The organism is Brunnivagina elsteri CCALA 953, assembly GCF_002289455.1.
Taxonomy (GTDB): domain Bacteria; phylum Cyanobacteriota; class Cyanobacteriia; order Cyanobacteriales; family Nostocaceae; genus Brunnivagina; species Brunnivagina elsteri.
Genome location: NZ_NTFS01000169.1, coordinates 1 through 13,562, shown reverse-complemented (window position 1 = coordinate 13,562; position 13,562 = coordinate 1). Strand labels below are relative to the sequence as shown.

Sequence of the window (13,562 nt, the reverse complement as noted above, 5' to 3'; positions counted from 1 at the left end):
ATGTCAAAATTTCCTGTGGATGTGCCAAAATCGAAGTAATTAAAAAATTATAATTACTTGGTTTTAGTATTATTAAAGAGCGAGAGCATTTGCCGGATAGTGGTGATTTAGAAGTCTATAGGTTAGCCGAATCTGGACAATCTGTATTGCAAACGATTGAGGAAAATAACTACTATTGGATACCTGAGTTAAGGCTTTTTTTGGGTATTTGGCAAGGAACTCGCGAAAATCGTAATAGTTACTGGTTACGTTGGTGGAATGAACAAGGAGAATTATTATTATGGGGTTCGGAACGTGTAGAAAAATTAGCAACACAATTACGTGCAGCAGGTATTGAACCCGAAGTTTAATTAAATTTTATTCATCATCAATTTGTTTACTTATAACTATTTAACATCTAAAAAATGATACTCAAAAACTTAGATTGTTCGTAAATTTAAACACTTTTTTCATAAAATTAAGCGAAGTATATTAATTCCAGTGTTGTTTGCATGAGAAAGCAAACCCAAACTCACTTGTAAACTTGCTAAATTTTAAGTTTGGTAAGTCTTTGTCACCTAGATTACAAAAAATAAGGATAATGAAAATGGCTGAAGTCTCATAACCAAGATATGCTATGAAATTGACAATGCGGTATGTCCTTGACGTTAAGCTCCGCTTATCGCATCGCATTTACTCTACAACACCGTATTTTTTATTACTTCCAGTTGTAGTAATTTTACTTGGTCTGTTTGCAGTTGGATGCGATACAGCCGAGGAAAAAATTAATACAGATAAATTAAGTATTGGTGTAGTTAGCTACGGTGAAGGTACTATCTCATTAGACAAGTACGATCGCTTTAAAAATCACATTGGCAAGCAAACAAAATCGATTATCGAACTTGAACCTGCTTACAATGAATTACAGGCAGTAGAACAGGTACAGCGTCAAAACTGGGAAATAGTTTTTGCCCCCCCAGGATTAGCTGCGATCGCAATTAGTAAAGCAAAGTATCTTCCTCTATTCTCACTGGAAGGTGTCAGCAGTACTCAACGTTCTTTACTTTTAGTTCGTGACGATCGAGCAATCCAGAAAATCGGTGATTTGCAAAACAAAATCGTTGCTTTGGGGGAAACTGGTTCAGCAGCAGCTTTCTATGTCCCTCTGTACGACTTGTACGGGTTAACTTTAAAACAAATTAAACAAGTACCAACACCGAAATTAGCATTAACATCCCTCAACGATGGAACTGTTGATGCTGCTGCGATGGCAGAACGTGATTTTGAAACCTACAAACGCGATTTTCCCACAACGAAGTTTCGGGTTTTACATACTAGTCGTTGGATTCCCGCTGGAGTCGTGTTAATTGGACAAAAAGTAGATCGTAACCAGCAACAACAAATCGAAAAAGCAATGCGGGAAGCACCTCCCGATATTACTGCTGATGCTGGATATCTGACTAGTGCGAAAGTCCCTAATTACGACCAATTTATTCAGCTAATCGAAAAAGTCAGACCACTTGAAGATAAAGTCAAACAAGTTCCTGTGGTTTTGGTGAACCCACAACTAAATAATCAGATAACACCGAATCCAGAAAAGACTAAAGTTGAAAAAAGCAAATAATATATTTTTGACAAAATTTAATATTTTCTTTGCGTTATAAATAGTATTAAGCAAGATAAATAATCATCTGGAGTTTTCTTTATCTGCTGGCATTGAAGTCTATATTAATTAGTCATAAGTGTTTAGTTCTGGGTAAAGACACGCTTGTTCATCGTGTTTCTATAACTCCCCAATTCTAACCGCAAAGCATTTTGCATGGTTGCTAATCGTAAAAAGAACCAGTTATTTATCAGAAATAGCGGAGTTCGATGATTATGTCTCAGTTCCCCTTGGCAGGTTCAGAAATTGCAGCTGGAACCTTGATTGATAATCGCTATATAATTCAAAAACTACTCGGACAAGGTGGACTGGGAAGAACTTATTTAGCGTTTGATACCCGTCGTTTTAATGAACCCTGTGTTCTCAAGGAATTTGCTCCTGTTGGTACAGGTGAAAATGGTTTAGAGAGATGTCGTAATCTATTTAAACGTGAAGCTAAGATTTTACATCAACTCGAACATCCGCAAATTCCGCGTTTTTTAGCATGTTTTGAAGGAGAAGGCAGATTATTCTTGGTACAGGAATATGTGGATGGTCAAACCTATTCTGCATTATTACGCGATCGCCAACTCCAAAACCAAACATTTTCGGAAGCTGAAGTTATAGATTGGCTAAAAAAATTGCTGTCTATACTTAATTATATTCACGAGCATAATATCATTCACCGTGATATTTCTCCTGATAATATTATGTTACCCGATGGCAAGGATTTACCTGTGTTAATTGATTTTGGTGTTGGTAAACAAATTGCTGATTTCAACGAAGGTAGTAGTCAACAAACAACCTTTGTTGGCAAAATGTCATTAGTGGGAAAAGTCGGATATGCACCTCGCGAACAAATTAGTATTGGTATCTGTTCCCCCAGTAGCGATTTGTATGCATTGGGTGTCACCGCAGTGGTATTATTAACAGGTCGCGACCCATCGTTTTTGATGGATTTGTATTCTTTAGAATGGAAATGGCAACTCTATACAAATGTTAGCGATCGCTTTACAAAAATTCTTGACAAAATGCTCGTTGATATCCCTAAATATCGCTATCAAACCTCACAAGAAGTTCTTAGGGATTTAGAATTATTGGAAAGTCTAACAACGACATCGGAAATTTCAATTCCTGAAGAAGTAGACGATTTAGCACCCACTATTTATACTAATGAACCCCAACCTTGGGAAGTAACATCGGAGTTTTATTTACCTCCGATAGAGAATATATTTGGTACTACTTCTGGCAATACTTCTGGTAATACTAATAGTAAAGGCATTGATAATAGTATTGAAAATACAAATCGAACTACAGATGATACAAACTTTACTAAATCAACCTCATCAACTTCAAAATTACCATTACTGCAACCAGAATTTATTGAGTCTTGCCAAAAAAAGCTAGCTTATTACATTGGTCCAATGGCAAGCATAATTATAGAAGAAACCCTAGTAGAAAATCCGAGAGTTACCCAATACGAATTCGTCCAGATTCTATCTAGAGAAATCTACGACTCCCATGATGCGATCGCATTTACAAGACAGCTATTAACTTAGGAGTTATACCAATTCTTTGTGAAGCTGCACATTATTTCGATTCCTCCAACCTCCCCTTACCTTACGCACTTCGCGTTCCCGAAGGGTAGGGGAGGTGCTGTTATTACGGTGGGGTTATTTTATGCATCTTCATATTAAAATGGTATTAGGAGTTAGGAGTTAATAAATACTTCTTCCCCAATCCCCAATTCAAATACTAGTATTACCATGAGACTTTTTCAATCGATTCATTGCCATTTCTAAACTAAATTGCATCCGTTTAAACGCTTTAGCAAGATTCCCAATTTCATCATTACCAAACTTGTCAAATTCAGCATCCATATGTCCCGTACTAACTTCCTCCGCAACACGAGTAATGTGCTTGAGAGGACGAATTACTTGACTGTTCAAAAAGATATTTACTAATAAAATTACAACCACAAAAACAGCCGAAACTAAGCCAATAATCACAAAAGATGATTTATTCGCTTTATTAATCACCGTATTTGCAGGTACAGAGATAATTTGGGCACCGATAATTTCATTCAACTGCCAACCAAACCCATTCGCACTACCATAACGCTCAATCATGCTCTTTGGTGCAGCTTCTGGGGTACTATGACACTCCAAACAACTTGCCTCCGAAACAGCCAATGGACGGGCAATATAAAAGATATCTCCACCAGAAAGCTTGCGAAAATCGCTTAATTCTTTTAGATTACCATCCTTGCGGAATTGCTCTACAATACCAGATTCAAAGCGATCGGCTTTATCGCGTAAATTAGTCGGATTTAGGGTTGCTTCCTTGTAAAAAAAGTCTCGATAATTTTGCTTGTTCCGCAACACTTCAAAAACTTCCCGCGCTGAATATCCAGGTACTGTTTGCGGTAAAAATTTAGACTCCAATTTATCTTTGAGTTCGGGATTCACTTGTGTACTTGTATATTTACGCACAGAAGTCATGGTTTCCATTAACATTAAACCAGTCGCAGCAATATCGTTTCGAGCATTTTGCCTGAGTAGGGAAGATAAAGCCAACCCACTGACACTCAAACCCATTATTAATATCACTACTAAGAGGATTGTAAATTTTTGTCTCAAACGCATATTTTTTAACATAGTTTTATCTCGCTTGTATCTGAAACTAGCTATTTTGTTGAACTTAATTTGAGGCTATCTAGATTTAACACTATCAACATAATAAAAATATATAACAGGCTTAAATAGCTCGTTACAAACATATAAACGTTCAATGCCAAATATTTATGCATGGAGGTAACGCGAATTTATCGCTAAACCCGATCAATATTAATTTTTATTAATTATGTAAATCGCTAACAGTTATTTAAGGGAGTAAATATTTAAGTTAAAGATTACAATGATTAATATCTTAAAGTTTATCAAGAAAGAATACAGATTCTATACCTTCTTTGACTTTATGCTCTTTAAATTTAGAAATGTCCTCTCACTCATAATTCGGAACTTAATACTCAGAACTTAATACTCAGAACTCATAACTATGGTGTGGAATCCAGGGCAAGCTTTATTTGGGGGACGCTACATCGTTGAAGGTAAACTTGGAGAAGGTGGAATTGGTATAACTTTCCTGGTTAGGAACCAATCGAATCAACTACGAGTAATTAAAACCCTCAAAGAAGAGATATTAAATAATCGTTCCTGGAAACCGCATCGTGATAAATTGCGGCAAGATTTTCGTGATGAAGCTGTGAGATTAGCAGTTTGTCGTCATCCCCATATTGTGCAAATCGAAAATATCTTCGATGAGGATAATTTGCCTTGTATGGTGATGGAATATATTGAAGGTGAAGATTTAGGTAAGCGACTCAGACGAAGCGGAATTGTATCGGAAACCGAAGCATTACTTTATATTCAGCAAATTGGTGAAGCATTGACGGTTATTCATCGTAAAGGTTTACTGCATCGAGATATTAAACCGCGCAATATTATGATTCGCAAGGGAAAATTAGAAGCGGTATTGATTGATTTTGGAATTGCTAGAGAATTTATACCTGATGTTGTGCAACGCCATACTGTATATCGAACTCCTGGATTCGCTCCACCGGAACAGTATCAGCTAGAAGCACCGCGAGGAGAATATATTGATGTTTACGGTTTGTCCGCAACACTTTATACAATAACTACTGGTGTAATTCCCACAAGTGCGGACGATCGCATTCGTAATGTACCCCTCGAAGCTCCAATAAAGTTCAATCCCCAGATTAGCGATCGCGTTAATGTCGCAATATTGCAGGGAATGGAAATGCGATCGCAATTTCGTCCTCAGTCAGTACAAGAATGGTTAGATTTATTAACAAATAATACAAGTAATATTCAGCAAAGTTTCTCCACTCCTTTATCACTACAGTCAACCATCCCACTGATTATTCCCCCAACTGGGAAGTCGGGAAAGCAGCCAAGCTCTATCCCTGAGTTATATCGTACTATACGCGGACATGGGAGTATGGTTTATGCGATCGCTATCAGTCCCAATGGAGATGTTTTTGCAAGCGGTGGCAATAATAACACAATTAAACTCTGGGAATTACAGACAGGGGAAAAATTACGGCAATTTGGACGCTGGTTTTCTGGACATAGCGATTCGGTTTGGAATTTAACTTTTAGTCCAGATGGAGAAATTCTTGCTAGTGCCAGTTGGGATAATACAATTAAACTTTGGCAAGTGAAGACAGGCAAAAAAATTTGTACTCTGACATCCCATCACAACGGTGTAAATGCCATAGTTTTTAGTCCAGATGGGCAATTACTAGCAAGTGGTAGTGTAGACTGTACGATAAAAATTACACAAGTAAATACCACATACGAAATCAATACTTTGATTGGACATGAGGATGCTATCCATTCCCTAGCTTTTAGTCCCGATGGAGAGCTTCTTGCCAGTACTAGCGCTGACTGCACCATCAAAATTTGGCAAGTAAAAACAGGTCGTGAAATACACACACTCACAGGTCATAGATTCTTTGTTAATTGTCTTGCATTTGACCGCAAAGGTGAAATACTCGTCAGTGGTAGCAGCGATAAAACTATTAAAGTTTGGAATGCGATCGCAGGTAAGGAAATTCGCACTCTGACAGGGCATAGCGATGTGGTTTCCTCAATTTCTCTAAGTAAAAACTCGGATACGCTAGTTAGTGCTAGTTGGGACAAAACTATTAAACTCTGGCACTTAGAAAGCGGAGAAGAAATTTGTACTTTGACAGGACATGAGAATTACATTCGTTCCGTTGCGATTAGTCAAGATGGGAGGACAATTATCAGTGGTAGCGACGATGAGACAATCAAAATCTGGCGTTAGTGGTTAAAAATCAATGGCTTACAGCGATTTTACTCTTTCTACAATTAGACAAAATTTTGGTTTAACCGTTGAAGAACCAGATAATCTTTTTGCGAATATTCCTGGTATTAATCCCAGCCAGTTTTTACAAACAACATTAAATGAAAACTTGGCACTTGCAACGGGAATTAATACAGAAAAAGCCCGTTCCGAATTAATTGTTACGCCAATTTTATTGGAGATACGTAGACAATTTAATTTTAAAATAGGTTTCTTTTCAGGTATAGAATTTAATGTCGATTCCCAACAAGGTTTAAATGGTTATTGCGATTATATTTTGACGGGAACAAGTGATATTTACGAAATTCGCACACCAGTTATAACTTTGGTGGAGGCAAAAAATGAAAATATCAAAGCCGGATTAGGACAATGTATAGCCGAAATGATAGCAGCACAAATATTCAATCAGCGTCAAGAGAATGCAATCGAAAGCATTTATGGAGCAATTACCACTGGTACTGATTGGAAATTTTTGCGATTAAGGGATAAGACGATTCAAATTGATAAAAGAGATTATTATATTGTCGAAATTAATCAAATATTGGGGATTTTATCAGAACCATTTAAAACACTATTTTAATTTGCTTGAAAGTGCGATATGCTTCCAGCTTTGTAGGTTGGGTGAAGGCTTTGCGTAACCCAACATATGATAATGGGAAAACGGAAATTATTTAAACCACAAAAATATCTAAATTCAACGAATAAAAGACACTTAAAATAATTAATAAAATGTTGGGTTACGGCGCAAATGTAGATTTATCATATCATCACAAATATTTATCGTGCGCCTGCACCCAACCTACAATAAAATTAAAAATATCTACTCAATTACTTAAACCATAAATATGCTTTTAATTAGCGATATTATAAAAATTTACTTGATTGCTTCAAAGCAGCAATAATCTGGGTATTTGCCTCCGGAAAATCAAAAGTTTCCAACTCATCCAAACTAACCCAACGCACCTCATCACACTCAATGGGTTGGGGAACTCCAGCAAGATAACGACAATGATGCACTGTTAGCGTCACTTGTAAATGGGTATATGTATGGTCAATAGTAATTAAACAATCCCCCACTTCAATCTCAATTCCCAATTCCTCTTGAATTTCCCGCTTAATACAATCTTCCACCGTTTCACCTGGTTCGACTTTGCCACCAGGGAACTCCCATAACCCCCCCATTGCACCCTGAGGAAGACGGCGATCGATTAATATTTTTCCTGTATCATTCCAAATAACACCAACACCGATAATTTTATGTGGTGGATTCATACTTTCTAACTGTCATCGCTTTCGTTTCCTTGCAACGCGACTTCAAAGTTCATCCGTTGTTCGGCATTACGTAAAAAATAACCACTCATCATTGCCGAAGCCAGCAAACGACCAAGGTTTTCTCTGTTAGTTGTAATTGTTACCCCAAAATTTTCCGGAGGCATATTCCCCAGCAATCCCACAATATTCCGCTCCATTACCTGAAATACTTCAGATGAGGATGGCTTGGATAACTGGCTAACGGTGTCAGGACTTAGTGATTTTACATACTGCCATAATAAATTACTGGCTTCAGACTCACTATCAAAAAATTCAGAAACTCGATTCGATTGGTTACTCATTTTTGCCTCCTATACTTCTACAGTTAGCTTCATCTTTGGGGCGATACGCTTGATTGCATTAAGCTGAGTCCCAAGAGGACATCGCCTGTAATATCTGGGATTATTGCTGACTGTTTTCTTCTCTTGAAACCTAATGTAACAAGCTTACTGTGTTATTGGCAGTCGTTGTAACCGTAATTATTCGAGAGTGTTTCCTACCCAATTCGATATTGAATCTTAGGTAATGGGGATTTAAGGGCTTTCCAAAAATAAAATATCCCAACTCTAGATTTATCTTACCATTCGCAACTAAGGGCGGGAAAACCCCGCCCCTACAGGATAATTTAGGATGATTGATTTTTTGGTGTTCCCTTACCAATATCCACTATCTAACTTGCCAAATACTCAACCATATCCATTTTGGATTTGCGTAACTTGCTGAGGGCTTCCCGTTCGATTTGTCGGACTCGCTCACGGCTAATACTGAGAATTTCCCCAATCCGAGCCAGTGTCATTGATTGCCCGTCCTTCAATCCAAAGCGTAATGATATGACTTCGCGCTGTTGGGATGTGAGGTCTGCCATTAATCTTTGTAACTCGTTGGTGAGGGAAGATTGCATGACAAACTCTTCCGGTGTACCACCTGTATCTTCCAGCATTTCACCTAATTCGGTGTCGTGGTTATCTCCCAAACGCAAGTCCAAAGAAAGGGGCGATCGCGCTCGTTCGAGATACTCCCGCACCTGTCTGGCTGTCAGGTCGAGTTCTTCGGCTAATTCCCCCACACTGGGTGCCCGTCCGAGTTGCTGGGATAGCTGACGCTGTGCTTTTTTTATCTTGTTGAGTTTTTCTGTAATGTGAATTGGCAACCTAATGGTACGTCCTTTTTCCGCTATAGCACGAGTTATCGCTTGACGTATCCACCAATAGGCATATGTTGAAAATCGGTATCCTTTGGTGGGGTCAAACTTCTCTACGCCACGTTGCATCCCAATGCTGCCTTCTTGAATTAAGTCAAGTAGGTCAACGTTACGTTTTATATATTTTTTGGCAACCGACACAACTAGACGTAAATTCGCTTCCACCATCTTACGTTTGGCAAATTCACCTTCTGCGATCGCATGATTTAAGTCTTTCGTGTCAATGCTTGTAGCTTTTGCCCACTCATCCAAAGTCGGTTGACGACCTAACTGAGTGACAAGAGACTCCCTCGCTTCGTACAAGCTGGCAATTCGTTGTACCTGTTTGCCATAGAAAATCTCCTCCTCGTGTGTTAAGAGTGGCACTTTGCCAATCTCACGCAGGTAAGTCCGCACGAGGTCTGTGGGTGTCTGAGCGGTCTTCATGGCGCTACTCTTGAGTAATTGTGTGTGGATAGTTGTTTATTGTCGGCAAGTAGATGCCTATTGAGGTTGATGCCCAATGAACTTGGGAACCCTTATTACAATTGTCTTTCATCCTGTTACGGAACAGGCACTGGTCGCATATAGTTTGGTTGGACAAACTAGTTTGACTAGTTGGTATGAATATATGGTTAATTAATTTTGCTTAAAGTTACCTTTTTATGCATTCGACCCGCAAGTACCTTGGGTTAGATAAAACGTAACTGGATAAACATTTACTCTCTCATTTTTAGTATTTTTTAGTATTAAAGATTGTAACATTTCTTAGAAATGGTTGGCTACCCCTTATGCCAATATTTTCAAGCTCCTGTAGACTATTACAGCGTAAAAACGCCTATACCAATTCTACAAATTTATTAATGAAAATCATCAATAAATGTAAAGTTTTCTCAGATTTCTCTCAGAAGGCAGATGGCAGAAGGAATAAAATATATCTTTTGGTACTTGACGAATTCCTTCTGCCTTCTCATCTAAAAAGCCGTGTATTCCTGAATTACTCGCACGTCTAACTCAGTGGTTTGTAACGAACGAATTCCGGCTGCGGTAGCTTTTGCACCTGCGATCGTAGTAATAATGGGGATTTTGTAGGTTAATGCGGTACGTCGAATCAGTCGAGCATCGGTTTGAGCTTCCTCTCCAGAAGGTGTATTAATAATTAACTGGATTTTCCGATTCTTAATGGCATCAAGGACGTGGGGACGACCTTCGTGTAACTTTAATACTAGTTCCACATCTAAGCCATGTTCCTTTAATATGCGGCGGGTTCCCTCAGTAGCAATTACTGCAAAACCCATATCAATAAATTCTTGGACTACAGTAACTGATGCTGCCTTATCGCGATCGCTCATCGAGACAAACACCGTTCCTTGGAGTGGCAATTGTTCACCAGCTCCCAGTTCAGCTTTCGCAAAAGCCCGTCCAAAGTCAATATCTATACCCATCACTTCCCCAGTAGAACGCATTTCGGGACCGAGTAGGGTATCTGTACCAGGGAATTTACTAAAGGGTAATACGGCTTCTTTCACAGAAATATGGGACGGAATCACTTCTTTGGTAAAATTTAGCTCCTCCAATGTTTTCCCCGACATAATTAAGGATGCCAGTTTGGCTAACTGTACGCCTGTAGCCTTTGATACAAAAGGCACAGTTCGCGAAGCACGGGGATTTGCTTCTAAGATGTAAACTTGGGGTGAGTAACTTTGGGCATTGATGACGGCAAACTGAATATTCATTAAGCCAATTACCTTGAGCGATCGCGCGAGTTGTTCTGTCCAAGTGCGAATGCGATCGAGAACCGCAGGGGGTAGGGAAATCGAAGGTAAAGTACAAGCTGAATCCCCGGAGTGAATACCAGCTTGTTCGATGTGTTCCATAATGCCACCAATTACCACCCTTCCTGTCCGATCGGAGATGGCATCAACATCGACTTCAATGGCATTTTCCAAGAATTTATCGATCAAAATTGGGTGTTCGGGTTCTACCAAGACGGCAAACTTCATGTAACGTTCGAGTTCGGTGTCCGAATAGACGATTTCCATCGCTCGTCCACCTAAAACGTAGCTAGGACGCACAACAACGGGGTAGCCAATGCGTTTCGCTACAACTAAAGCATCTTCGTAGGTACGGGCAATTCCATTGGGTGGTTGGGCAATATCGAGTTCTTTGAGGATTTTTTCAAACCGTTCCCGATTTTCGGCTGCGTCGATTGAGTCGGGGGAAGTACCCCAAATTTTGGTAACGGGTAATTGGGAATCTTTTTCTACTCCCTCTAAATATTTCTGCAATGGCAAAGATAATTTCAGTGGTGTTTGTCCACCAAATTGGATAATAATCCCTACAGGATTCTCGGCTTCGATAATGTTGAGAACATCTTCCTTAGTCAGAGGTTCAAAATAAAGCCTGTCACTGGTGTCATAATCGGTGGAAACCGTCTCTGGATTCGAGTTAACCATAATTGTCTCATAGCCCGCCCCTTTCAGGGCATAAGCCGCGTGACAACAACAGTAATCGAATTCTATACCTTGCCCAATCCGGTTTGGACCACCACCCAAAATCATCACCTTGGGTTTATCAGTGGGAATGATTTCGTTTTCTTCTTCGTAGGTTGAATAGTGGTATGGGGTAAAAGCTTCAAATTCCGCAGCACAGGTATCTACTGTTTTGTAGACGGGGATAACTCCAAGTTGTTTGCGGAAAGTGCGAACTACATCCTCATTGGTTTTCGTCGCATAAGCAATTTGCCGATCGCTAAATCCTTGGCGTTTGACATCATACATCTGCTCTTTTGTCAATTGCCGTAAGGGAGTACGTTTGAGGAATTTTTCGACTTCGAGAATTTCCTGCATTTTATCGAGGAACCAATGGTCAATTCCCGTTAATTCGTAGATATCATCAAGACTCATCCCCAATTGCATCGCGTGACGTAAAGCAAAAATTCTGTCGGGATTAGGAGTGCGAAGTTGAAAGCGAATTTGTTCACCACTTGGTAATTTTTCTGCGCGATCGCATCCCCAACCTGCCCTACCTGTTTCTAAGGAACGCATTGCTTTTTGGAAGGATTCATTAAAAGTCCGTCCAATTGCCATTGCTTCCCCAACAGATTTCATTTGGGTAGTTAAAACGGGTTCGGAACCGGGGAATTTTTCAAAGGCAAACCGGGGAACCTTTGTCACCACATAATCTATGGTTGGTTCAAAAGAAGCTGGGGTTTGTTTGGTAATGTCGTTTCTAATTTCGTTCAGGGTATAACCAATTGCCAGCTTTGCCGCCATTTTCGCAATGGGGAAACCAGTAGCCTTCGATGCCAATGCCGAACTGCGGGAGACACGGGGATTCATCTCAATCACCACCACATCCCCATTCACAGGGTTAACCGCGAATTGAATATTAGAACCCCCAGTTTCCACACCAATTTCGCGAATAATTGCGATCGCCATATCCCGCAACCGTTGATATTCTTTATCGGTAAGGGTTTGGGCAGGGGCAACCGTAATCGAATCTCCGGTATGAATCCCCATTGGATCGAGGTTTTCAATCGAACAGATAATCACGACATTATCCGCCAAATCCCGCATCACTTCGAGTTCATACTCCTTCCACCCTAGCAGCGACTGGTCGATCAGAATCTGGGAAACAGGAGATGCGTCAATACCTCCCTGTGCCATTTCCGCAAACTCTTCTTCGTTGTAGCTAATACCACCACCAGTTCCCCCCATTGTGAAAGCAGGACGAATAATTAAAGGATAAGTACCAATCCTCTGGGCAATTGCTTTTGCCTCCACCAAAGTCGAAGCAGTTCCACTAGGGCAAACAGCTACCCCAATTTTTGCCATTGCTTCGTTAAAAAGCTTTCTATCTTCGGCTTTTTCAATCGCTGGTAACTTAGCACCAATCAACTCAACGCCATATTTATCTAAAACACCACTTTTTGCTAAAGCTACCGCAATATTCAGGGCAGTTTGTCCCCCCATCGTTGGTAACAAAGCATCTGGTCGTTCCTTCTCAATCACTTTTGCGACTAAATCCGGTGTCAGTGGCTCAATATAAGTGCGATCGGCTGTTTCCGGATCGGTCATAATTGTTGCCGGATTGGAATTTACCAATACCACCTCATAGCCTTCCTCACGTAGCGCTTTACAGGCTTGGGTTCCAGAATAATCAAATTCACATGCTTGTCCAATCACGATTGGACCAGAACCTACTAATAAAATTTTCTTGATATCGGTGCGACGGGGCATATTCTTGGCTAGGGAGTAGGAAAATACAAATCCAAATAATTGTAAGGGAAAAGGGAAGTAGGGGAGACAAGGGGGAGAAGGAGGTAATATTAATCAATTTCGATACCCAATGCCCCATGTTTCACTCAAGGCTGGAAGATTTTATCATTTATTTGCGATCGCTTTTACCTTTTATTCTGAATTCCCAAGATTCTACTTGTGCAAATGTTTATTAAACTTCACCAATAACCAAATACTTGCTTGATATTTTGCAAATTATTTCTATTTAAACTGAGAAAAAATCTTAAAACTATATAAC

At 39.7% G+C, this 13,562-nt stretch carries 9 protein-coding genes and 1 pseudogene; 5 read left to right on the top strand and 5 right to left on the bottom strand.

The features are described from left to right. Positions 1-92 precede the first annotated feature (92 nt). From CK510_RS15690 to CK510_RS15680, 3 genes and pseudogenes are all read left to right on the top strand, one after another. Positions 93-350: pseudogene (locus CK510_RS15690) on the top strand (Uma2 family endonuclease); the annotation flags it as partial. Between the two features lie 266 nt (positions 351-616). Next, positions 617-1,603, top strand: a complete 987-nt coding sequence (locus CK510_RS15685; RefSeq protein ID WP_245912171.1) for a phosphate/phosphite/phosphonate ABC transporter substrate-binding protein — start codon at positions 617-619, stop codon at positions 1,601-1,603. A 254-nt stretch (positions 1,604-1,857) separates the two neighbouring features. Continuing rightward, positions 1,858-3,180 carry a serine/threonine-protein kinase gene (locus CK510_RS15680; RefSeq protein ID WP_095722593.1) on the top strand — a complete coding sequence of 441 codons (1,323 nt, stop codon included), beginning with the start codon at positions 1,858-1,860 and terminating at the stop codon, positions 3,178-3,180. Positions 3,181-3,369: 189 nt separating this feature from the next. Here the strand turns inward: CK510_RS15680 and CK510_RS15675 are convergent, their stop codons facing one another. Further along, positions 3,370-4,278: a c-type heme family protein gene (locus tag CK510_RS15675; RefSeq protein WP_095722592.1), complete on the bottom strand. Its 909-nt coding sequence runs from the start codon at positions 4,276-4,278 to the stop codon at positions 3,370-3,372. Positions 4,279-4,678: 400 nt separating this feature from the next. Between CK510_RS15675 and CK510_RS15670 the strand changes: the two genes are divergently transcribed. Continuing rightward, a complete protein-coding gene (locus CK510_RS15670; RefSeq protein ID WP_095722591.1) occupies positions 4,679-6,493 on the top strand; it encodes a serine/threonine-protein kinase in 1,815 nt (604 codons plus the stop codon). Between the two features lie 13 nt (positions 6,494-6,506). Further along, positions 6,507-7,112, top strand: coding sequence for a hypothetical protein (locus tag CK510_RS15665; RefSeq protein WP_095722590.1), 606 nt, complete (start codon positions 6,507-6,509; stop codon positions 7,110-7,112). Between the two features lie 284 nt (positions 7,113-7,396). Here CK510_RS15665 and mutT read toward each other — a convergent pair whose 3' ends face one another. The 4 genes from mutT to carB form a co-directional block, all read right to left on the bottom strand. Then, positions 7,397-7,804 (bottom strand): 8-oxo-dGTP diphosphatase MutT, encoded by a 408-nt coding sequence (gene mutT, locus CK510_RS15660; protein WP_095722589.1) that lies wholly within the window; start codon positions 7,802-7,804, stop codon positions 7,397-7,399. A 5-nt stretch (positions 7,805-7,809) separates the two neighbouring features. After that, positions 7,810-8,145, bottom strand: a complete 336-nt coding sequence (locus CK510_RS15655; RefSeq protein ID WP_095722588.1) for a DUF760 domain-containing protein — start codon at positions 8,143-8,145, stop codon at positions 7,810-7,812. A gap of 368 nt (positions 8,146-8,513) precedes the next feature. Further along, positions 8,514-9,470, bottom strand: coding sequence for an RNA polymerase sigma factor, RpoD/SigA family (locus CK510_RS15650; RefSeq protein WP_095722587.1), 957 nt, complete (start codon positions 9,468-9,470; stop codon positions 8,514-8,516). Between the two features lie 527 nt (positions 9,471-9,997). Continuing rightward, on the bottom strand, positions 9,998-13,264 hold the full coding sequence (gene carB / locus CK510_RS15645) for a carbamoyl-phosphate synthase large subunit (RefSeq protein ID WP_095722586.1): 3,267 nt from the start codon (positions 13,262-13,264) through the stop codon (positions 9,998-10,000). Positions 13,265-13,562: the final 298 nt, after the last annotated feature.

Excerpts from the sequence above, each read along its gene's own strand:
- CK510_RS15680 (WP_095722593.1), top strand. The coding sequence starts at position 1,858 with ATGTCTCAGTTCCCCTTGGCAGGTTCAGAAATTGCAGCTGGAACCTTG.
- CK510_RS15655 (WP_095722588.1), bottom strand. The coding sequence starts at position 8,145 with ATGAGTAACCAATCGAATCGAGTTTCTGAATTTTTTGATAGTGAGTCT.
- mutT (WP_095722589.1), bottom strand. The coding sequence starts at position 7,804 with ATGAATCCACCACATAAAATTATCGGTGTTGGTGTTATTTGGAATGAT.
- CK510_RS15685 (WP_245912171.1), top strand. The coding sequence starts at position 617 with ATGAAATTGACAATGCGGTATGTCCTTGACGTTAAGCTCCGCTTATCG.
- CK510_RS15650 (WP_095722587.1), bottom strand. The coding sequence starts at position 9,470 with ATGAAGACCGCTCAGACACCCACAGACCTCGTGCGGACTTACCTGCGT.
- CK510_RS15675 (WP_095722592.1), bottom strand. The coding sequence starts at position 4,278 with ATGTTAAAAAATATGCGTTTGAGACAAAAATTTACAATCCTCTTAGTA.
- carB (WP_095722586.1), bottom strand. The coding sequence starts at position 13,264 with ATGCCCCGTCGCACCGATATCAAGAAAATTTTATTAGTAGGTTCTGGT.
- CK510_RS15665 (WP_095722590.1), top strand. The coding sequence starts at position 6,507 with ATGGCTTACAGCGATTTTACTCTTTCTACAATTAGACAAAATTTTGGT.
- CK510_RS15670 (WP_095722591.1), top strand. The coding sequence starts at position 4,679 with ATGGTGTGGAATCCAGGGCAAGCTTTATTTGGGGGACGCTACATCGTT.